Here is a 21510-nt window from a genome sequence, read left to right as displayed (position 1 = left end):
CTTTGGTACAACGCCCATTCTTTTGGGTATACAATAGCGCCAGCTGAATTAAGGGAGCCAATAATGACTGAGTTGAAGAACGATCGTTACCTGCGTGCGCTGTTGCGCCAGCCGGTGGATGTTACCCCCGTATGGATGATGCGCCAGGCCGGTCGTTATTTGCCGGAGTATAAAGCCACGCGGGCGCAGGCCGGCGACTTTATGTCGCTGTGCAAGAACGCCGAACTGGCCTGTGAGGTGACGCTGCAGCCGCTGCGTCGCTATGCGCTGGATGCCGCCATCCTGTTTTCCGACATTCTAACCATTCCTGACGCCATGGGGCTGGGGCTCTACTTTGAAACCGGCGAAGGGCCGCGTTTCTCATCGCCGATTACCTGCCGCGCCGATGTAGAAAAGCTGCCGCTGTTCGATCCGGAGGTGGAGCTGGGCTATGTGATGAACGCGGTGCGCACCATCCGCCGCGAGCTGAAAGGCCAGGTGCCGCTGATCGGCTTCTCCGGTAGTCCGTGGACGCTGGCGACCTATATGGTTGAAGGCGGCAGCAGCAAGGCGTTTACCAAACTGAAAAAGATGATGTACGCCGAGCCGCAAACCCTGCACCTGCTGTTGGACAAGCTGGCGGACAGCGTGATTTTGTATCTGAATGCGCAAATCCGCGCGGGCGCGCAGTCGGTCATGGTGTTCGACACCTGGGGCGGCGTGCTGACCGGCCGTGATTACCGCGAATTCTCGCTGAACTATATGCATAAAATCGTCGATGGCCTGCTGCGCGAGCATGACGGTCGCCGGGTGCCGGTGACGTTGTTCACCAAAGGCGGCGGCCAGTGGCTGGAAGCGATGGCGGCGACCGGCTGCGATGCGCTGGGCCTGGACTGGACCACCGATATTGCCGATGCGCGTCGTCGGGTCGGCGATCGGGTGGCGCTGCAGGGCAATATGGATCCGTCGATGCTTTACGCCGCGCCGCAGCGTATTGAACAGGAGGTGGAAACCATCCTGTCCGGCTTCGGCCACGGCGAAGGGCATGTGTTCAACTTGGGCCACGGTATTCATCAGGACGTGCCGCCGGAAAACGCCGGCGTGTTTGTCGAGGCGGTGCACGCGCTGTCGGCCAAATATCATCGTTGATCCCGTGCTTCAGCGATAGCGCTACAAGGAGAGTTGCCATGATTGATACCCAGACGCTGCGCGCCGAGCAGTTACAGCGCGCCGCAGACGTGATTCGCCAGGACCAGTTGGCGGTCGACCCGCCGGCCTTTATCGCCGGCTGCGACGTGGGGTTCGAACAGGAAGGCGCAGTAACGCGCGCCGCTATCGCGATTCTGCGTTATCCGTCGCTGGAGCTGGTGGAATACCAGATTGCGCGTATTGCCACCACCATGCCGTATATTCCCGGCTTTCTCTCGTTTCGTGAATACCCGGCGCTGCTGGCGGCCTGGGAACGGCTACGGCAGAAGCCCGATCTGATTTTTGTCGACGGCCACGGCATTTCGCATCCGCGTCGCCTCGGCGTGGCCAGCCACTTCGGGCTGTTGGTCGATGTGCCGACCATCGGCGTGGCGAAAAAACGGCTGTGCGGCAAGTTTGAGCCTTTGAGCGCAGAAGTCGGCGCCAAAAGCGCGCTGATGGATAAGGGAGAACAGCTGGGCTGGGTATGGCGCAGCAAGGCGCGCTGCAACCCGCTGTTTATCGCCACCGGGCACCGCGTCAGCGCCGACGGTGCGCTGGCCTGGGTGCAACGCTGCATGGCGGGCTACCGTTTACCTGAACCGACGCGCTGGGCGGACGCCATTGCCTCGCGCCGGCCGGCCTTTCAGCGCTGGCTGGCTGCGCATCCGGAGGTGTCGCCATGCGTATTTTAGGTTACACTGCGCCGCAGACTCAGCGAGTGAGACAAAATAATGCTCCGTAATCCAATTCATTTACGCTTAGAAAAGCTTGAAAGCTGGCAACATTTGACCTTTATGGCTAGTCTGTGCGAGCGTATGTATCCGAATTACCAGATGTTCTGCCTGCAAACCGAGTTTGGCGACCCGCAGGTGTACCGCCGAATCCTGGATTTGATTTGGGAGACGCTGGTAGTGAAAGACGCCAAGGTCAACTTCGACAGCCAGCTCGAGAAGTTGGAGGAAGCGATTCCGGCGGCGGAAGATTACGATCTTTACGGCGTTTACCCGGCGATTGATGCCTGTATCGCATTAGGGGAACTGATCCATTCGCGCCTCAGCGGGGAGACGCTGGAGCACGCCATCGCCATCAGCGAAACATCAATTCGTACCGTGGCGATGTTGGAAATGACCCAGGCCGGGAAAGAAATGACCGATGAAGAACTGAAGGTTCTGCCGGCGGTTGAGGAAGAATGGGACATCCAGTGGGAAATTTTCCGCCTGCTGGCAGCCTGCGAAGAGCGCGATTTAGACCTGATTAAAGGGCTACGCGCAGACCTTCGTGAGGCTGGCGTGAGCAATATTGGGATAAATTTAGCGCAATAAGGCAAGAAAACGTGATTTAACGCCTGATTTGTCATGCCTTAAGGCTTCACATCCGCACCCTGTCTGGTCTACATTTGGGGGGCGTAAAAAAAGTGGCTATCGGTGCGTGTATGCAGGAGAGTGCTGTCAATCGGCATATCCGTCGCACTCGATGCTTTGCAAACGATAAACACACTGTAAGGATAACTTATGAACAAGACTCAACTGATTGATGTAATCGCGGACAAGGCTGACCTTTCCAAAGCACAAGCTAAACTGGCTCTGGAATCTACCCTGGCTGCTATTACTGAGTCTCTGAAAGAAGGTGATGCGGTACAATTGGTTGGTTTCGGTACTTTCAAAGTAAACCATCGTGCAGAGCGCACTGGTCGCAACCCACAGACTGGCAAAGAAATCAAAATTGCAGCGGCTAACGTACCCGCGTTCGTTTCTGGCAAAGCACTGAAAGACGCAGTTAAATAAGACTGCGTGTTGGTGAAAAGATTAAACAGAGGGGCTTTGAAGCCCCTTTTGTTTGTGCGCAGGGCGCTGGCAGCCATTGGCATTGCCAGCGTCCTGAGCGCATGTAGTTGGCATCATACTCCCCCCGCCTTTACCGCCAGCGGCTACGTGGCCGATCAGGGCGTAATCCGCCTGTGGCGTAAAGACGACGAACAACAGCGTCCGGCAGTGTTGGTAACCGTATACAGCCCCTACCGCGGCGTTGGCACCGTGACAACCCGCTATGACTATCAACACGGCGCGCTGAGGCAAATCAAGCGTACTGACGCCGACGGCGACCGCGACTCTATTCAACTGCGTTTTACCGATGACGGTACGGTCAGCTTTATGCAGCGCCAGCTGGCGACGCGGCGTGAACCGCTGTCTGCGGACGATATCGCTCGTTATCAATATCAGGCGCGCCGCGTACTGGCACTAAGCGATGCGTTGCGGGCCGGCAGAGTGACCTTATATCAGGGGCGCTGGCAGCAGGACGGAGTGAAAACCTGTGCCGGGCAGTGGCGTGACCCGGAACTGGGCGACAGAGCGACGGCGTGGATTGAGCGCCGGGCGCAAAACAGCGCAGGGCCGGTCAGCGTGGCCTGGCTGGAGGCGCCGGAAGGGCGTCAGCTGTTGCTGGTGGCGAACGAAGATTTCTGTACCTGGGAACCGCAGGAAGACGCGCTGTAACAGAAGGGGACAGGACGCGGCGAACGCGCCCTGCCATGCAGCGTGATTTACTTGCCGCGCGCAATCGCGCGATAACCGATATCTTTCCGGCAGAAGCTGTCCTGCCACTCAATACCCGCCGCCAGTTGATAAGCGCGTTGCTGCGCCTGCGCCACCGTCTCGCCCAGCGCCGTCACACACAGTACGCGTCCGCCGCTGGTAACGACTTCGCCATCTTTCAACTGCGTGCCGGCATGGAAGACTTTACCGTCGGCGCTCTCCTGCTGCGGCAGGCCGTGAATCGCATCGCCGGTGCGGTAGTCGCCAGGATAGCCGCCGGCAGCCAACACCACGCCAAGAGCGGGGCGCTCATCCCACAGGGAAGTCTGTTGATCCAGCGTGCCCTCAGCACCTGCCAGGCACAGCGCCACCAGATCGGAGCGCAGGCGCAGCATGATCGGCTGGGTTTCCGGGTCGCCGAAGCGGCAGTTGAATTCGATCACTTTTGGCTGACCCTCGGCGGAGATCATCAGACCGGCGTACAGGAAACCGACATAGGTGTTGCCTTCTGCCGCCATGCCGCGCACCGTTGGCCAGATCACCTGATCCATCACCCGCTGGTGGATTTCGTCGGTAACCACCGGCGCCGGCGAGTAAGCGCCCATGCCGCCGGTGTTCGGGCCGGTATCGCCGTCGCCGACGCGCTTGTGATCTTGGCTGGTGGCCATCGGCACCACGTGTTCGCCATCCACCATAACGATAAAGCTGGCTTCTTCGCCATCCAGGAACTCTTCAACCACAATCCGGTGGCCGGCGTCGCCAAAGGCGTTGCCCGCCAGCATATCGCGCACGGCGTCTTCTGCCTGCTGCAGCGTCAGGGCGACGATGACCCCTTTGCCTGCCGCCAGCCCGTCGGCCTTAATCACGATCGGCGCGCCTTTGCTGCGCACGTAGTCCAGCGCCGTGTCTACGTCGGTAAAGTTTTGGTACTCCGCCGTCGGGATCTGATGGCGGGCAAGGAAATCTTTGGTAAATGCTTTGGAGCCTTCCAACTGGGCGGCGGCCTGCGACGGACCGAAGATTTTCAGGCCGGCGGCCTGGAAGGCGTCGACCACGCCGATTACCAGCGGTGCTTCCGGCCCGACAATGGTCAGGCCGATGTCGTGGCTCTGGGCAAAGGCGAGCAGCGCCGGGATGTCGGTGGCGGAAATGGCTACGTTTTCCAGATTGCTTTCCAGCGCGGTGCCGGCATTGCCGGGGGCGACGTACACTTTATCAGCCAGCGGCGACTGGGCGGCTTTCCAGGCCAGCGCGTGTTCACGCCCGCCGTTACCGATAACTAAAATATTCATCAGGTGCTCCACAAAAAACGGCGTGCGCCACGCGGCGCACGCAATAACAGGGGATTAATGGCGGAAGTGGCGCATGTCGGTGAAGATCATGGCGATGCCGTGCTCGTTGGCGGCGGCGATCACTTCGTCGTCGCGAATGGAGCCGCCCGGCTGGATCACGCAGGTGATGCCCACCGCGGCTGCGGCATCAATGCCGTCGCGGAACGGGAAGAAGGCGTCGGAGGCCATTGCGGAGCCTTTCACTTCCAGCCCTTCATCGCCTGCCTTGATGCCGGCGATTTTGGCGGAGTAAACGCGGCTCATTTGGCCGGCACCAATGCCGATGGTCATATTGTCGCGTGCATAGACGATAGCATTGGACTTCACGAACTTGGCTACTTTCCAGCAGAACAGCGCATCACGCAGCTCTTGCTCGCTTGGCTGGCGCTCGGTGACGACGCGCAGGTCATCTGCGGTCACCATGCCCAAATCGCGATCCTGCACCAGCAGGCCGCCGTTGACGCGTTTGAAGTCCAGGCCGGCAACGCGCTGCTGCCATTGTCCGCAGGCCAGTACGCGCACGTTCTGTTTGGCGGCCAGCAGGCTGCGTGCTTCTTCGCTGACGTTTGGCGCGATGATCACTTCAACGAACTGGCGGCTGATAATGGCCTGCGCGGTGGCGGCGTCCAGCTCACGGTTAAAGGCGATGATGCCGCCGAACGCGGAGGTCGGGTCGGTTTTGTAAGCGCGCTCGTAGGCCGCCAGAATGTCATCGCCAATTGCCACGCCGCACGGGTTGGCATGTTTGACGATTACGCAGGCCGGCTCGGCGAACTCTTTTACGCACTCCAGCGCGGCGTCGGTATCCGCGATATTGTTGTAAGAGAGCGCTTTACCCTGCAGCTGCTGCGCCGTGGCGACGGACGCCTCCTGCAGATTCTCTTCTATATAGAAGGCGGCCTGCTGGTGGCTGTTTTCCCCGTAGCGCATATCCTGCTTCTTCACGTAGTTCAGATTCAGTGTGCGCGGGAAGCGGCCGGCAGGCTGTTCGGTATCGCCGTGGTAAGCCGGCACCAGCGTGCCGAAGTAGTTGGCAATCATGCTGTCATAGGCGGCGGTATGCTCAAAGGCTTTGATCGCCAGATTGAAGCGGGTGTTGAACAGCAGGGAGCCGTCGTTGTTATCCATCTCGCCAATAATTGCCGCGTAGTCGCCGCTCTTTACTACGATGGCAACGTCTTTATGGTTCTTGGCGGCAGAGCGCACCATGGTCGGCCCGCCGATATCGATGTTTTCCACCGCGTCTTCCAGCGAGCAGTCCGGGCGTGCAACGGTCTGTGCGAAAGGGTACAGGTTGACGACCACCATATCGATCGGCTGGATCGCATGTTGGTTCATGATGGCGTCATCCTGGCCGCGCCGGCCGAGAATGCCGCCGTGTACTTTGGGATGTAGGGTTTTGACTCGTCCGTCCATCATCTCCGGGAAACCGGTATAGTCGGACACTTCGGTGACAGGCAGGCCGGCATCAGCCAGCAGGCGGGCGGTGCCGCCGGTAGACAGAAGTTCAACGCCGCGCTGTGACAGCGCCTGCGCAAATTCAACGATACCGGCTTTGTCAGAAACGCTGAGCAGGGCCCGGCGGATTGGACGAGGTTGTTGCATGGTTTTATCCCTTGGCTTTTGAGTCGCAATATAAAGAGCGTTACGTGAATCTCTACCTTTTGGCTCTCTATATAAAGAGAAACAGGAACAGATTCAGGTAACGCCCCCATAAAGGGGGATCGTTTCATCGCCGGGAATTGTAGCGAAAACGTTTGCGTGGCGCTCGTAAATTTTCCGCTCAAATACCTTCTGTGGATAAGTTTGTGCAAAAGTGGGTATAAGGGCGGCTTTTGCTGTGGAATGCAGCAAACGAACGTTTTTGTTGAAAATACCTGTTGCGGCCTGCGCGGAACTCCCTATAATGCGCCTCCATCGACACGGAACATGTGAACAACATCACAGAGTATCCGGGGTCGACAGAGAAAAAATTCTGAAAAAATGAATTGACTCTGAAAGAGGAAAGCGTAATATACGCCACCTCGAGTTAGCAAGCGAAAGCGCGTAACTCACTGCTCTTTAACAATTTATCAGACAATCTGTGTGGGCACTCACAAGACGATATCCAGCATCCTCGGATGCAAAAAAATATCAAGTCTTGAAGAGTGACTAACTGAAGTAAAATTCATGCAGTAAATCTTTGAGCAACAGCTATTAACTTAGCGAATCAAGCTTTTAATTGAAGAGTTTGATCATGGCTCAGATTGAACGCTGGCGGCAGGCCTAACACATGCAAGTCGAGCGGCAGCGGAAAGTAGCTTGCTACTTTGCCGGCGAGCGGCGGACGGGTGAGTAATGTCTGGGAAACTGCCCGATGGAGGGGGATAACCACTGGAAACGGTGGCTAATACCGCATAACGTCTTCGGACCAAAGTGGGGGACCTTCGGGCCTCACACCATCGGATGTGCCCAGATGGGATTAGCTAGTAGGTGGGGTAATGGCTCACCTAGGCGACGATCCCTAGCTGGTCTGAGAGGATGACCAGCCACACTGGAACTGAGACACGGTCCAGACTCCTACGGGAGGCAGCAGTGGGGAATATTGCACAATGGGCGCAAGCCTGATGCAGCCATGCCGCGTGTGTGAAGAAGGCCTTCGGGTTGTAAAGCACTTTCAGCGAGGAGGAAGGGTAGTGTCTTAATACGGCATTACATTGACGTTACTCGCAGAAGAAGCACCGGCTAACTCCGTGCCAGCAGCCGCGGTAATACGGAGGGTGCAAGCGTTAATCGGAATTACTGGGCGTAAAGCGCACGCAGGCGGTTTGTTAAGTCAGATGTGAAATCCCCGAGCTTAACTTGGGAACTGCATTTGAAACTGGCAGACTAGAGTCTCGTAGAGGGGGGTAGAATTCCAGGTGTAGCGGTGAAATGCGTAGAGATCTGGAGGAATACCGGTGGCGAAGGCGGCCCCCTGGACGAAGACTGACGCTCAGGTGCGAAAGCGTGGGGAGCAAACAGGATTAGATACCCTGGTAGTCCACGCCGTAAACGATGTCGATTTGGAGGTTGTGCCCTTGAGGCGTGGCTTCCGGAGCTAACGCGTTAAATCGACCGCCTGGGGAGTACGGCCGCAAGGTTAAAACTCAAATGAATTGACGGGGGCCCGCACAAGCGGTGGAGCATGTGGTTTAATTCGATGCAACGCGAAGAACCTTACCTACTCTTGACATCCAGAGAACTTTCCAGAGATGGATTGGTGCCTTCGGGAACTCTGAGACAGGTGCTGCATGGCTGTCGTCAGCTCGTGTTGTGAAATGTTGGGTTAAGTCCCGCAACGAGCGCAACCCTTATCCTTTGTTGCCAGCGGTTCGGCCGGGAACTCAAAGGAGACTGCCAGTGATAAACTGGAGGAAGGTGGGGATGACGTCAAGTCATCATGGCCCTTACGAGTAGGGCTACACACGTGCTACAATGGCGTATACAAAGAGAAGCGAACCTGCGAAGGCAAGCGGACCTCATAAAGTACGTCGTAGTCCGGATTGGAGTCTGCAACTCGACTCCATGAAGTCGGAATCGCTAGTAATCGTAGATCAGAATGCTACGGTGAATACGTTCCCGGGCCTTGTACACACCGCCCGTCACACCATGGGAGTGGGTTGCAAAAGAAGTAGGTAGCTTAACCTTCGGGAGGGCGCTTACCACTTTGTGATTCATGACTGGGGTGAAGTCGTAACAAGGTAACCGTAGGGGAACCTGCGGTTGGATCACCTCCTTACCTAAAGATATCCTGACTGTGCAGTGTCCACACAGATTGTCTGATGAAAAGAACGAGCAAAGCGTCGATGCGTTGGGGGTACGGTGACAAATAACACTGTCGCTCGATTTTCCTGGGAAAATCTCGCCCTTACACGAAATTAGCGAATCAGTGATTCGCTAAGCAAATTTCGTGTCCCCTTCGTCTAGAGGCCTAGGACACCGCCCTTTCACGGCGGTAACAGGGGTTCGAATCCCCTAGGGGACGCCACTTGCTGATATCGGGTGAAAGACGGTATCAAACGATATCTCAAAACTGGCTTGCGAGTCATGTTTGAGATATTTGCTCTTTAACAATCTGGAACAAGCTGAAAATTGAAACATGGCAGCTGAAACTTGTCCCCCGTAGACGTTCGGGATGAGGAGTAACCTGTCATAGAGTCTCTCAAATGTAGCAACACGACGATGTCGGAAGACACCTTCGGGTTGTGAGGTTAAGTGACTAAGCGTACACGGTGGATGCCTAGGCAGTCAGAGGCGATGAAGGGCGTGCTAATCTGCGAAAAGCGTCGGTAAGGTGATATGAACCGTTACACCCGACGATACCCGAATGGGGAAACCCAGTGTGTTTCGACACACTATCATGTCATGAATACATAGTGGCATGAGGCGAACCGGGGGAACTGAAACATCTAAGTACCCCGAGGAAAAGAAATCAACCGAGATTCCCCCAGTAGCGGCGAGCGAACGGGGAAGAGCCCAGAACCTGAATCGGCTTGTGTGTCAGTGGAAGCGTCTGGAAAGTCGCACAGTAAAGGGTGATAGTCCCGTACACGAAGATGCACAGGTCGTGAGTTCGATGAGTAGGGCGGGACACGTGTTATCCTGTCTGAATATGGGGGGACCATCCTCCAAGGCTAAATACTCCTGACTGACCGATAGTGAACCAGTACCGTGAGGGAAAGGCGAAAAGAACCCCGGCGAGGGGAGTGAAATAGAACCTGAAACCGTGTACGTACAAGCAGTGGGAGCACCTTCGTGGTGTGACTGCGTACCTTTTGTATAATGGGTCAGCGACTTATATTTTGTAGCAAGGTTAACCGAATAGGGGAGCCGTAGGGAAACCGAGTCTTAACTGGGCGTCTAGTTGCAAGGTATAGACCCGAAACCCGGTGATCTAGCCATGGGCAGGTTGAAGGTTGGGTAACACTAACTGGAGGACCGAACCGACTAATGTTGAAAAATTAGCGGATGACTTGTGGCTGGGGGTGAAAGGCCAATCAAACCGGGAGATAGCTGGTTCTCCCCGAAAGCTATTTAGGTAGCGCCTCGTGAACTCATCTTCGGGGGTAGAGCACTGTTTCGGCTAGGGGGCCATCCCGGCTTACCAAACCGATGCAAACTCCGAATACCGAAGAATGTTATCACGGGAGACACACGGCGGGTGCTAACGTCCGTCGTGAAGAGGGAAACAACCCAGACCGCCAGCTAAGGTCCCAAAGTCATGGTTAAGTGGGAAACGATGTGGGAAGGCACAGACAGCCAGGATGTTGGCTTAGAAGCAGCCATCATTTAAAGAAAGCGTAATAGCTCACTGGTCGAGTCGGCCTGCGCGGAAGATGTAACGGGGCTAAACCATGCACCGAAGCTGCGGCAGCGACGCTTATGCGTTGTTGGGTAGGGGAGCGTTCTGTAAGCCGTTGAAGGTGTGCTGCGAGGCATGCTGGAGGTATCAGAAGTGCGAATGCTGACATAAGTAACGATAATGCGGGTGAAAAACCCGCACGCCGGAAGACCAAGGGTTCCTGTCCAACGTTAATCGGGGCAGGGTGAGTCGACCCCTAAGGCGAGGCTGAAAAGCGTAGTCGATGGGAAACAGGTTAATATTCCTGTACTTGGTGTTACTGCGAAGGGGGGACGGAGAAGGCTAGGCTAGCCGAGCGACGGTTGTCTCGGTTTAAGCGTGTAGGGGGAGTGACCTGGTAAATCCGGTTGCTTGTTAACCCTGAGGCGTGATGACGATGCACTACGGTGCAGAAGTAGTTGATGCCAAGCTTCCAGGAAAAGCCTCTAAGCTCCAGGTAACACGAAATCGTACCCCAAACCGACACAGGTGGTCAGGTAGAGAATACCCAGGCGCTTGAGAGAACTCGGGTGAAGGAACTAGGCAAAATGGTGCCGTAACTTCGGGAGAAGGCACGCTGGCGCGTAGGTGAAGTCCCTTGCGGATGGAGCTGAAGCCAGTCGCAGATACCAGCTGGCTGCAACTGTTTAATAAAAACACAGCACTGTGCAAACACGAAAGTGGACGTATACGGTGTGACGCCTGCCCGGTGCCGGAAGGTTAATTGATGGGGTTATGGGTAACCAGAAGCTCTTGATCGAAGCCCCGGTAAACGGCGGCCGTAACTATAACGGTCCTAAGGTAGCGAAATTCCTTGTCGGGTAAGTTCCGACCTGCACGAATGGCGTAATGATGGCCAGGCTGTCTCCACCCGAGACTCAGTGAAATTGAACTCGCTGTGAAGATGCAGTGTACCCGCGGCAAGACGGAAAGACCCCGTGAACCTTTACTATAGCTTGACACTGAACATTGAGCCTTGATGTGTAGGATAGGTGGGAGGCTTTGAAGTGTGGACGCCAGTCTGCATGGAGCCAACCTTGAAATACCACCCTTTAATGTTTGATGTTCTAACTCGGCCCCCTAATCGGGGGTGAGGACAGTGTCTGGTGGGTAGTTTGACTGGGGCGGTCTCCTCCCAAAGAGTAACGGAGGAGCACGAAGGTTAGCTAATCACGGTCGGACATCGTGAGGTTAGTGCAAAGGCATAAGCTAGCTTGACTGCGAGAGTGACGGCTCGAGCAGGTGCGAAAGCAGGTCTTAGTGATCCGGTGGTTCTGAATGGAAGGGCCATCGCTCAACGGATAAAAGGTACTCCGGGGATAACAGGCTGATACCGCCCAAGAGTTCATATCGACGGCGGTGTTTGGCACCTCGATGTCGGCTCATCACATCCTGGGGCTGAAGTAGGTCCCAAGGGTATGGCTGTTCGCCATTTAAAGTGGTACGCGAGCTGGGTTTAGAACGTCGTGAGACAGTTCGGTCCCTATCTGCCGTGGGCGTTGGAAGATTGAGAGGGGTTGCTCCTAGTACGAGAGGACCGGAGTGAACGCACCACTGGTGTTCGGGTTGTCATGCCAATGGCATTGCCCGGTAGCTAAGTGCGGAAAAGATAAGCGCTGAAAGCATCTAAGCGCGAAACTTGCCTCAAGATGAGTCTTCCCTGGGCCTTTAAGGCCCCTGAAGGAACGTTTAAGACTAAGACGTTGATAGGCTGGGTGTGTAAGTGCAGCGATGCATTGAGCTAACCAGTACTAATGAACCGTGAGGCTTAACCTTACAACACCGAAGGTGTTTTAGAGACGGATGACAAAATCGTCGGGAACGATTTTGAACAACGCGGAGCGTTGGCCCCGAAGGGGTGAGTATCAGGATGATACGAATAATTTTCAGCGAAGTTCCGAGATTGGATTGACTGGCGACGTGGAAGCGTTGCGGGTTGATTGAAACAGAATTTGCCTGGCGGCAATAGCGCGGTGGTCCCACCTGACCCCATGCCGAACTCAGAAGTGAAACGCCGTAGCGCCGATGGTAGTGTGGGGTCTCCCCATGCGAGAGTAGGACACTGCCAGGCATCAAATAAAGTAGAAAGCCTCATGCGAAAGCATGAGGCTTTTTGCGTTTTTGGCCGTTAGGATCGCTTACCTGTATTTTACTCTTATCGACCATTAAAAGGCCCAGTAGGGCCTTTGAGTCACGGGTGTTTGCTTCCTTGAATTACCGACTAATGAGAACTTCCCTGGGAAATCCCGAGCCCGGTTTGCGAACGAACAAACTGGGAGCGGAAGCGCTCACGCTCCTGCTGACCCGTCAATGAACTATCGGTGACGGAGAACAGCCAGGTACCGATAAAGGCTACGATCATGGAGAACAGCGCCGGGTATTCGTACGGATAGATAGGCTTCTCATGGCCCAGAATCTCTACCCAGATCGTTGGCCCCAGAATCATCAGAAGCACCGCAGTCAGCAGACCGAGCCAGCCACCGATCATGGCGCCGCGGGTTGTCAGACGGGACCAGTACATAGAAAGAATAATGATCGGGAAGTTACAACTGGCGGCGATGGAGAAGGCCAGCCCGACCATAAAGGCGATATTTTGTTTTTCGAATAGGATCCCCAAGCCAATGGCGACGATCCCCAGCAGTACCACGGTAATTTTCGACACCCGCAGCTCTTCTTTCTCGGTCGCCTTGCCGTTTTTGACCACGCTGGCGTAGAGATCGTGCGATACCGCAGAAGCCCCGGCTAATGTCAGACCGGCAACAACCGCCAGGATGGTGGCGAACGCGACGGCAGAGATAAAACCAAGGAAGAAATTACCGCCAACTGCATTGGCTAAGTGAACGGCGGCCATATTGGTGCCGCCAAGCAGAGCGCCGGTGGCATCTTTAAAGGCAGGGTTAGCGCTGACCAGCAGGATGGCGCCAAAGCCGATAATAAAGGTCAGAATATAAAAGTAGCCAATAAAGCCGGTGGCGTAGAACACGCTTTTCCGTGCTTCTTTAGCATCGCTGACGGTGAAGAAGCGCATCAGGATATGCGGCAGACCGGCGGTACCGAACATGAGTGCCAGGCCCAGCGAGAGTGCGGATATTGGGTCGGAGACCAGCCCGCCGGGGCTCATGATTTTGCCCCCTTTCGGGTGCACCTTCACGGCTTCGGCAAACAGCGTATTAAAGTCAAAATTGACCGACTTCATCACCATCAGTGCCATAAAACTGGCGCCGGCCAGTAGCAAAACGGCTTTGATAATCTGTACCCAGGTGGTGGCCAACATCCCGCCAAACAGAACGTACATCACCATCAAAATACCGACCAAAATAACCGCTACGTGGTAGTTCAGCCCGAACAGCAGCTCGATCAGTTTGCCGGCGCCGACCATCTGGGCAATCAGATAGAGCGCAACCACCACCAGAGAACCGCATGCTGACAGCAGACGAATCGGTTTTTGCTGCAGTCGGTACGATGCGACGTCGGCAAAGGTATAGCGCCCCAGGTTACGTAGCCGTTCGGCGATCAGGAATAGGATAATCGGCCAACCAATCAGAAAACCAATGGAATAGATCAGTCCGTCGTAGCCGGAGGTATAAACCAATGCGGAAATGCCGAGAAACGAGGCGGCGGACATAAAGTCACCGGCGATCGCCAGCCCGTTTTGAAAACCGGTGATACGACCGCCGGCGGTGTAGTAATCCTGGCGGGAGCGGGTGCGTTTGGAGGCCCAGTAAGTGATGTACAGCGTCGCACCGACGAACAGGACAAACATCACGATGGCTTGAATATTTAACGGCTGGCGCTGTACCGCACCGGTGATGGCATCAGCATTGGCCAGTGTTGGCAGCAGCAGGGCGGCAATGGCAAGTAAGTATCTCATTGTTTCACCTCACGCAGAATCTCTGCCGTCAGGCGATCAAACTCGCCGTTAGCACGGAACACGTAGATACCGGTCAAGACAAAAGAGATGACGATCAATCCAACGCCGACGGGAATACCTCGGGTGATGGTGGAGCCGGCGGCGATGGGGGTACCCAGCCACTGCGGCGCGAAGGCGATCAGTAGGATAAAGCCGACGTATAGCGCCAGCGTGATTAACGACAGTAGCCAGGCGAAACGGCCACGTTTGCGCACCAGCTCCTTAAAGCGCGGGTTTTGCTCAATTCCCTGGTAAATGGTGTCATTCATTGTATGTCTCCAAAAGGCATTGATTGCGAACGCCGCGCTATATCCGCAGCCTTTCAGGATACCTACATCTGTTCCGGCATTTGTTTCAGGCAGATACCGGGTAATTCATTCAGACGCAGACTGCAACCTGAACACTTTCGGAGATAGCGGCCGCCGGCCGGACATGCACCGGGCGGCCGGGAACGGCAAAAAATTACGACGGTACTTTCATTGATTGTTTTTCTTCCAACAGCTTGTCGACAACCGCCGGATCTGCCAGCGTCGAGGTATCACCCAGATTGCTGGTATCGCCGGCGGCTATTTTGCGCAGAATACGCCGCATGATTTTGCCGGAGCGGGTTTTCGGCAGAGAGTCGGTCCAGTGCAGGATATCCGGTGTGGCGATTGGCCCTATCTCTTTACGCACCCAGTTGCGTACCTCGGTATAGAGCTCCGGCGTCGGTTCTTCACCGTGATTCAGTGTGATATAAGCGTAAATCGCCTGGCCTTTAATATTATGTGGAATACCGACCACTGCGGCTTCAGCGATTTTCGGGTGGGCAACCAGCGCCGACTCGATTTCTGCCGTTCCCAGACGGTGGCCGGAAACGTTCAGCACATCATCGACGCGGCCGGTAATCCAGTAATAGCCGTCTTCGTCGCGTCGTGCGCCATCGCCGCTGAAGTACATCTCTTTAAAGGTCGAGAAATAGGTCTGTTCAAAGCGCGCGTGATCGCCAAACAGCGTCCGCGCCTGGCCAGGCCAGGAGTCGACCATCACCAGATTGCCCTCGCAGGCGCCTTCCTGCGGCGTACCGGCATTATCGACCAGCGCCGGCTGTACGCCGAAGAACGGCTTCGTGGCGGAACCGGCTTTCAGCTCGGTAGCGCCGGGCAGCGGGGTGATCATAAAACCGCCGGTTTCGGTCTGCCACCAGGTGTCCATGATCGGACACTGGCCGTTGCCAATCTTTTCGTAGTACCACTCCCAGGCTTCCGGGTTAATCGGTTCGCCCACCGAGCCCATAATGCGCAGCGAGTCGCGTTTGGTACCTTCAATCGCTTTGTCGCCCTCCGCCATCAGCGCACGGATCGCCGTTGGTGCGGTATACAGAATATTAACCTGATGTTTGTCGATGACCTGCGACAGACGATTAACTCCGGGATAATTCGGCACGCCTTCAAACATCAGGGTAATGGCGCCGCAGGCCAGCGGACCATACAGTAAATAGCTGTGGCCGGTAACCCAACCGACGTCGGCGGTGCACCAGTAAATGTCGCCATCATGGTAGTCGAAGACGTATTTGAAGGTCATCGCCGCATAGACCAGATAGCCGCCGGTAGTATGCAGTACGCCCTTCGGTTTACCGGTCGAACCGGAGGTATAGAGGATAAACAGCGGATCTTCGGCATTCATCTCTTCCGGCGGACACTCTGCAGAGACCCCGACGGTCAGCTCGTGCCACCAGAGGTCGCGGCCTTCCTGCCAGTAGCCGGGTTTACCGGTACGTTGGAAAACCACCACATTGTCGACGCTGGTCACCCCTGGATTTTTCAGTGCGTCATCCACATTCTTTTTCAAGGGAACGGAACGGCCGGCGCGCAGGCCTTCATCGGCGGTGATCACCAGGCGGGCGTTGGAGTCGATAATGCGTCCGGCCACCGCTTCCGGTGAGAAGCCGCCAAAGATCACGGAGTGCACCGCCCCGATACGAGCGCAGGCCAGCATCGCTACCGCCGCCTCTGGCACCATAGGCATATAAATCGCCACGACGTCGCCTTTCTTCACCCCCAGACTTTTGAGCACGTTGGCAAATTGGCAGACATCGTGATGCAGTTGCTTATAGGTCACATGCTTGGATTGGTTCGGGTCGTCACCTTCCCAGATAATGGCGGTTTGGTCGCCGCGGGTGGCCAGATGGCGATCCAGGCAGTTGGCTGCCAGGTTGAGAGTGCCGTCTTCAAACCAGCGGATGCTGATATTCCCCGGCGCGAAAGAGGTGTTTTTTACCTGAGTATAAGGCTTGATCCAGTCAACAATCTTGCCGTGTTCTCCCCAGAAGGCCGCCGGGTCTTGCACCGATTGCAGATAGTATTGCTGGTATTGTGCCGGGCTAATCAGGGCATGTTCCGCAATTGCGGCAGGAATCGCATGTTTGTGCAGTTGGCTCATAGCTTTTACTCCTTGTTATAAGTTGTTAATGATATGTCAACTGGTGGTTAAGTATAGTTTGCTATGATTCTTTGTTCCTTTTTTGCGCGATAGATCACGCAACGAAGATATTGATTTGTAATAGTTACTGGCGAATTGACGGGGAGATCTGCGAGGTTAATGTGTCTTTACGGGGGAGTTCACAGTTTTTGACAACAAACCCGTATTTAAAGAACAAAAAAACATAAAGCAAGGGATGTTAAAAACGTCATGAGATATTGCATTTAGCATGGCTAAAACTGTTTCGTAATAATGTGGTTATTAATATTCCTATTCGGTATTAATTAGGCATGATATCTATGAATTGTTTTTTCTTAAAAGTTAAACGTAACGCAATAAAAAAACACCGTGAAGTACGCAATAAATACATCCAGTATTTGTAAGGATTCCCTTCTTTTGACAATCATTCATCCGCCATGTAGGCAAATGTAATTTATTGTTTTAGTATTAAAATTTGTAAGTTTGTGTAAGTTTCAGGAAGTTCCAACCATACGCTTAAATATGCATATTACGTGATGGGTCACGCATTTCCTTATTGCCGATAAATTGAACGATCTGTTTGTTTTATAGCTTAACGCACAGTGAATTATGTATTTAATAACAACGAATTATGTTAATGGAAATTATTGAGAAGTTAGCATTTCCTGCAGCGGCGCGCTTTTTGCAGGTGAAACAAGGCTTGCAGAGCATAGGCTTCAGATGGTACAGATTTAACCCGCAACACTGACAGGGCAAGTGAACGTTACATTAAATTAACATAAACCTGTATTGAATTGATTAAGTATTTCATCTGGAGTTGTTGGTAAAAAATACTTCAGAGGAATGCTTTGAGGACTTTTTTGGGTATGAGAAGTGTGAAAATTAGCCTTGCTTGGCAAATCTTGATTGCGTTGGTGCTAGGGATTGTTGTTGGAGCGATCCTGCACAATCAGACGGACTCTCGCGAATGGCTTGTTAATAATATTCTTAGCCCCGCCGGGAATATTTTTATCAGCCTGATTAAAATGATTGTCGTGCCAATCGTTATTTCTACCTTAGTCGTCGGTATTGCCGGCGTCGGCGATGCGAAGAAATTGGGCCGCATTGGTTTGAAAACCATTCTCTATTTTGAGGTGATAACCACCATCGCGATTGTGGTGGGGTTGACCTTGGCGAATGTTTTCCAACCCGGCCACGGCATCGATATGTCAACGCTGACTACCGTGGATATCTCCCAGTATGAGAAAACCACCGAACAGGTACAGAGCGGCTCTCACAGCCTGGTAAGCACTATTTTATCGCTGATCCCGTCCAACATATTCGCATCGATGGCAAAAGGCGACATGCTGCCGATTATCTTCTTCTCGGTACTGTTTGGCTTAGGGCTCTCTTCCCTGCCCAAGGAAACGAAAGAGCCGCTGCTGAACGTCTTTAAAGCGGTTTCTGAAACCATGTTCAAAGTAACGCATATGATTATGCGTTATGCGCCGGTCGGGGTCTTTGGCCTGATTGCGGTAACCGTCGCAAACTTTGGTTTTGCCTCGTTATTGCCGCTCGCCAAGCTGGTGCTGTTGGTGTATGTGGCCATCGCCTTCTTCGCCCTGGTGGTGCTCGGAACGGTGGCGCGAATGTGCAAACTGCGCATCTGGACGCTGATCCGAATCCTGAAAGACGAGCTTATTCTGGCCTATTCCACTGCCAGTTCGGAAACGGTGCTGCCGCGCATTATTGAAAAAATGGAAGCCTACGGTGCGCCGAAATCGATCACCAGCTTTGTGGTGCCGACCGGGTACTCGTTTAACCTGGATGGTTCCACGTTGTACCAGAGCATTGCCGCCATCTTTATTGCCCAGCTCTACGGTATTGAACTGTCAATCGGTCAGGAAATCGTGTTGGTGTTGACGCTGATGGTGACGTCAAAAGGTATTGCCGGCGTACCGGGCGTTTCCTTCGTTGTGCTGCTGGCAACGCTGGGTAGCGTGGGGATTCCGCTGGAAGGGCTGGCCTTTATCGCTGGCGTCGACCGCATCCTGGATATGGCGCGTACGGCGTTGAACGTTGTCGGCAACGCGTTGGCTGTGCTGGTCGTCTCCAAGTGGGAGCGCCAGTTCGACAGCAGTAAAGCGCTGGCCTATGAGAAGGAATTCCTTGCGGGCAAAGTAAAAACAGCAAGACAATCTTAATATTGCCTCTCGCTAATTATTAAAAAAGCCCGCCATTGGCGGGCTTTTTTTGTGATGTGATGCCAGCGATTGCCCTTTGAGTGTAAAGTTTCTTCAGTAAGCACTTACTTTAGTTTTTTAATACTACGGTATCATTTTTTTATTGTTAAAAATCATTGTGATTAGTAACGATTGTTAAAAGTTCCCACCTTTTTTTACTTGCCTTAATCCTCGCTGCCTCTATTTTTAATAAAGGGTTTTCCTTCTTTAGGAACGATCCTGCATGACATGAAAATGTCATGTATTAGCTTCAAGCCTTTATCGACATCATAAGTTTTTTTTATGTTATTGGCCCTGGGCGGGTAGGTGAAAGCCTGTTTGTCCCCAACAGAGAGAAGCATGCTGTGACAATACTCAAACCCCTAATAGCCAGGAATCGCAGCTGGGCGTTGCAACAGCGCCAGCGCAATCCTCATTATTTCCGTAAGCATATCGCCGGTCAGCAGCCACATGCGCTGTGGATAGGTTGTTCCGATAGCCGGGTTCCGGCGGAGGTGCTGACCGGCGCACACCCGGGTGAGCTGTTTGTACACCGTAATATCGCCAATATGGTTTTACAGGATGACGATAGCCTGATGAGCGTATTGCAGTACGCGTTGGACTATCTGCATGTCTCCGCAATCGTGCTGTGCGGCCACTATGGTTGTGGCGGCGTGCAGGCCGCAGTTAATCTGCCCGATCTGCCGTTGTCGCAGGAGAACAGCGCGTTAGCAAGGCGTCTGAAAAATTTGCGTCAGTCGCTGGCGAGCGAACTGCCGCAGTATCAGCAGAGTGAAGAGGATGAGACGCAGCGCTTGAATCGCGTGATCGACGCGCACGTGGTGACCCAGTTTGCTCATCTTGTCGACTGCCAGCCGGTGCAACAGGTCTGGCAACAGGGCCGCACTCTGGATGTATTCGGCTGCGTTTACGATTTGCATGACGGGCATCTGAAGGAGCTGATTCATCAGGACAGTGCGGAGGTGCATAATGAGCTTAAGCACTCTGCGTAATGATATTCCCGCAGGGATCGTCGTGTTTTTGGTGGCTTTACCGCTCAGTCTGGGCATTGCTCAGGCGAGTGGCGTGCCGCCGTTTGTCGGACTGCTGACCGGTGTGATTGGCGGTCTGGTGGTCACATTACTTAGCCCGTCGCGTTATGCGGTTAGCGGGCCGGCCGCCGGATTGGTAACCATCGTCGTCGGGGCGATGGAAACGCTCGGATCATTTTCTTTGCTGCTGGTCGCGCTGATTATGGCGGGGGTACTGCAGCTTATTTTCGGTTTGTTGCGTGCCGGACGCTTTATTTCATTGGTGCCCGGGACGGTTATCCAGGGCATGCTGGCGGCGATTGGCCTGTTGCTGATTATGCAACAGATACCGGTCGCGCTGGGTTATCAGGGCGAAGAGGGCCTGTCAGGGCTGTTTAGCGCCGCAGGTCAGATGTTGTCGCCGGCTTCGGTCGTGGTCGCGTTGGGTGCACTGTTTATTCTTTGGGCCTGGACGACGGCGCCGGTGAAGCGCATAAAAGTGATGACGTATATCCCCGGGCCGTTGGTGGCGGTACTGTGGGGCGGTTTGGCCGTGGTATTCGGCGAACGCCTGATGCCGGAGTTTATGGGCAATATCTCACGCATTGCCTTACCCCAATTCGACAGCGTTGACGAATTGGGCGCGCAGTTCAGCCGGCCGGACTGGCAGGGGGCATGGAGTAACCCTGCCGTTTATGTGATCGCGGTGACGTTAGCGTTGGTGGCCAGCCTGGAAACCTTGCTCAGTCAGGAAGCGTTGAAAAAGCTTAAATCGCAGACACCAGCACCATCGCCGGATAAAGAAATGCGCGCGCAGGGTGTCGGTAACATGCTGAGCGGATTTTTGGGCGGTTTGCCCATCACCGCCGTTATCGTGCGGAGTTCGGTCAACGTAAATGCAGGAGCACGCAGTAAAGTTTCTATTTTACTGCACGGGGTTCTGTTGCTGTTGTGCGGTGTGTTCTTCAGCGATTTGTTGAACGTCATTCCGTTAGCAAGCCTGGCGGCGGTACTGCTGTATACCGGCTATAAACTGGCTTCTCCGGCGTTGTTTGCCGTACAGTGGCGTATGGGACTGGCGCACTTCGTACCGTTTATCGTCACCGTTGGCGGGATTATTATCTTCGGCATGCTGGCGGGGATCGCAATTGGTCTGATGGCGCAGGTTCTGTGCAGCACCTACAAAAGCCATCACAATGCGCTGCAGCTGGCGCAGTATGACGATCACTATGTGGTGCGTTTTCATCAGAATCTGACCTTCCTGCATAATCCGCGGCTGCAGAGCGTATTGGCGCAGATTCCTGATAACTGCGTGGTGATTGCGGAATGCGACAATGCAGAATATATCGATCCTGACGTACGTGCCATGCTGGCGGACTTCGGTGCGAGTGCGGCAACGCGCGGCATCACGCTGAACCGCTGGCCGGTGTAGGTGAGATAATGGCGTGAGGAGCATATTCATCACACTTTGCTGATTACGCCGTAAACAGAAAACCCCAGGCTGCGTTTTGCGCAGCCTGGGGTTTGCTTATCGT

At 54.4% G+C, this 21510-nt stretch carries 13 protein-coding genes, 1 tRNA gene and 3 rRNA genes; 12 read left to right on the top strand and 5 right to left on the bottom strand.

Features of this window, described 5'->3' with window-relative positions; translation table 11 throughout:
- Window positions 1–63: 63 nt before the first annotated feature.
- The 5 genes from hemE (at window position 64) to HF675_RS22040 (ending at window position 3662) form a co-directional block, all read left to right on the top strand.
- Window positions 64–1128, top strand: a complete 1065-nt coding sequence (hemE, locus tag HF675_RS22060) for a uroporphyrinogen decarboxylase (RefSeq protein ID WP_105229439.1) — start codon at window positions 64–66, stop codon at window positions 1126–1128.
- 41 nt (window positions 1129–1169) lie between these two features.
- Window positions 1170–1862 (top strand): deoxyribonuclease V, encoded by a 693-nt coding sequence (nfi, locus tag HF675_RS22055; protein WP_111738005.1) that lies wholly within the window; start codon window positions 1170–1172, stop codon window positions 1860–1862.
- Between the two features lie 39 nt (window positions 1863–1901).
- Window positions 1902–2492, top strand: a complete 591-nt coding sequence (locus HF675_RS22050; RefSeq protein ID WP_105229440.1) for a YjaG family protein — start codon at window positions 1902–1904, stop codon at window positions 2490–2492.
- Between the two features lie 189 nt (window positions 2493–2681).
- Window positions 2682–2954, top strand: coding sequence for a nucleoid-associated protein HU-alpha (gene hupA, locus HF675_RS22045; protein WP_004957785.1), 273 nt, complete (start codon window positions 2682–2684; stop codon window positions 2952–2954).
- Between the two features lie 36 nt (window positions 2955–2990).
- Window positions 2991–3662 carry a DUF1481 domain-containing protein gene (locus HF675_RS22040; RefSeq protein WP_238404492.1) on the top strand — a complete coding sequence of 224 codons (672 nt, stop codon included), beginning with the start codon at window positions 2991–2993 and terminating at the stop codon, window positions 3660–3662.
- Between the two features lie 47 nt (window positions 3663–3709).
- On the opposite strand, the gene purD is transcribed toward HF675_RS22040, so the two are convergent.
- Both purD and purH read right to left on the bottom strand, forming a co-directional pair.
- Complete coding sequence (purD, locus tag HF675_RS22035; protein ID WP_187043792.1) at window positions 3710–4993, bottom strand: phosphoribosylamine--glycine ligase; 1284 nt, start codon at window positions 4991–4993, stop codon at window positions 3710–3712.
- A gap of 54 nt (window positions 4994–5047) precedes the next feature.
- Window positions 5048–6637 (bottom strand): bifunctional phosphoribosylaminoimidazolecarboxamide formyltransferase/IMP cyclohydrolase, encoded by a 1590-nt coding sequence (purH, locus tag HF675_RS22030; RefSeq protein ID WP_111736254.1) that lies wholly within the window; start codon window positions 6635–6637, stop codon window positions 5048–5050.
- 613 nt (window positions 6638–7250) lie between these two features.
- On the opposite strand from purH, the gene HF675_RS22025 reads away from it, so the two are divergent.
- From HF675_RS22025 to rrf, 4 genes are all read left to right on the top strand, one after another.
- A 16S ribosomal RNA gene (locus HF675_RS22025) occupies window positions 7251–8792 on the top strand.
- A gap of 173 nt (window positions 8793–8965) precedes the next feature.
- A tRNA-Glu gene (locus HF675_RS22020) sits at window positions 8966–9041 on the top strand.
- A gap of 221 nt (window positions 9042–9262) precedes the next feature.
- Window positions 9263–12170, top strand: a 23S ribosomal RNA gene (locus HF675_RS22015).
- Between the two features lie 179 nt (window positions 12171–12349).
- Window positions 12350–12465, top strand: a 5S ribosomal RNA gene (rrf, locus tag HF675_RS22010).
- The 16S, 23S and 5S rRNA genes sit together here with 1 tRNA gene alongside, the layout of an rRNA operon.
- A 150-nt stretch (window positions 12466–12615) precedes the next feature.
- On the opposite strand, the gene actP is transcribed toward rrf, so the two are convergent.
- From actP to acs, 3 genes are all read right to left on the bottom strand, one after another.
- The gene (gene actP, locus HF675_RS22005; RefSeq protein WP_187043791.1) at window positions 12616–14265 is read right to left on the bottom strand and encodes a cation/acetate symporter ActP; all 1650 of its coding nucleotides are present in this window, start codon (window positions 14263–14265) and stop codon (window positions 12616–12618) included.
- On the bottom strand, window positions 14262–14573 hold the full coding sequence (locus tag HF675_RS22000) for a DUF485 domain-containing protein (RefSeq protein WP_015344244.1): 312 nt from the start codon (window positions 14571–14573) through the stop codon (window positions 14262–14264). The genes actP and HF675_RS22000 overlap by 4 nt, the downstream gene beginning before the upstream one ends.
- 193 nt (window positions 14574–14766) lie before the next feature.
- Complete coding sequence (acs, locus tag HF675_RS21995) at window positions 14767–16725, bottom strand: acetate--CoA ligase (protein ID WP_187043790.1); 1959 nt, start codon at window positions 16723–16725, stop codon at window positions 14767–14769.
- A gap of 884 nt (window positions 16726–17609) precedes the next feature.
- Between acs and gltP the strand changes: the two genes are divergently transcribed.
- The 3 genes from gltP to HF675_RS21980 all read left to right on the top strand — a co-directional run bounded on the left by gltP (window position 17610) and on the right by HF675_RS21980 (window position 21407).
- The gene (gene gltP / locus HF675_RS21990) at window positions 17610–18926 is read left to right on the top strand and encodes a glutamate/aspartate:proton symporter GltP (RefSeq protein ID WP_105229446.1); all 1317 of its coding nucleotides are present in this window, start codon (window positions 17610–17612) and stop codon (window positions 18924–18926) included.
- A 383-nt stretch (window positions 18927–19309) separates the two neighbouring features.
- Window positions 19310–19957, top strand: coding sequence for a carbonic anhydrase (locus tag HF675_RS21985; RefSeq protein WP_105229447.1), 648 nt, complete (start codon window positions 19310–19312; stop codon window positions 19955–19957).
- The gene (locus HF675_RS21980; RefSeq protein WP_105229448.1) at window positions 19935–21407 is read left to right on the top strand and encodes a SulP family inorganic anion transporter; all 1473 of its coding nucleotides are present in this window, start codon (window positions 19935–19937) and stop codon (window positions 21405–21407) included. The genes HF675_RS21985 and HF675_RS21980 overlap by 23 nt, the downstream gene beginning before the upstream one ends.
- The last annotated feature ends 103 nt before the right edge of the window (window positions 21408–21510 follow it).

Origin of the sequence: Serratia sp. JUb9 (assembly GCF_014298095.1) — a bacterium.
GTDB classification, from domain to species: Bacteria; Pseudomonadota; Gammaproteobacteria; order Enterobacterales; family Enterobacteriaceae; genus Serratia_B; species Serratia_B rhizosphaerae.
This window is presented reverse-complemented; position numbering and strand designations above follow the sequence as displayed.

Coding starts and splice junctions, on each gene's coding strand:
- hemE (WP_105229439.1), top strand. CDS start 64: ATGACTGAGTTGAAGAACGATCGTTACCTGCGTGCGCTGTTGCGCCAG.
- HF675_RS22050 (WP_105229440.1), top strand. CDS start 1,902: ATGCTCCGTAATCCAATTCATTTACGCTTAGAAAAGCTTGAAAGCTGG.
- hupA (WP_004957785.1), top strand. CDS start 2,682: ATGAACAAGACTCAACTGATTGATGTAATCGCGGACAAGGCTGACCTT.
- purD (WP_187043792.1), bottom strand. CDS start 4,993: ATGAATATTTTAGTTATCGGTAACGGCGGGCGTGAACACGCGCTGGCC.
- purH (WP_111736254.1), bottom strand. CDS start 6,637: ATGCAACAACCTCGTCCAATCCGCCGGGCCCTGCTCAGCGTTTCTGAC.
- actP (WP_187043791.1), bottom strand. CDS start 14,265: ATGAGATACTTACTTGCCATTGCCGCCCTGCTGCTGCCAACACTGGCC.
- HF675_RS22000 (WP_015344244.1), bottom strand. CDS start 14,573: ATGAATGACACCATTTACCAGGGAATTGAGCAAAACCCGCGCTTTAAG.
- acs (WP_187043790.1), bottom strand. CDS start 16,725: ATGAGCCAACTGCACAAACATGCGATTCCTGCCGCAATTGCGGAACAT.
- gltP (WP_105229446.1), top strand. CDS start 17,610: ATGAGAAGTGTGAAAATTAGCCTTGCTTGGCAAATCTTGATTGCGTTG.
- HF675_RS21980 (WP_105229448.1), top strand. CDS start 19,935: ATGAGCTTAAGCACTCTGCGTAATGATATTCCCGCAGGGATCGTCGTG.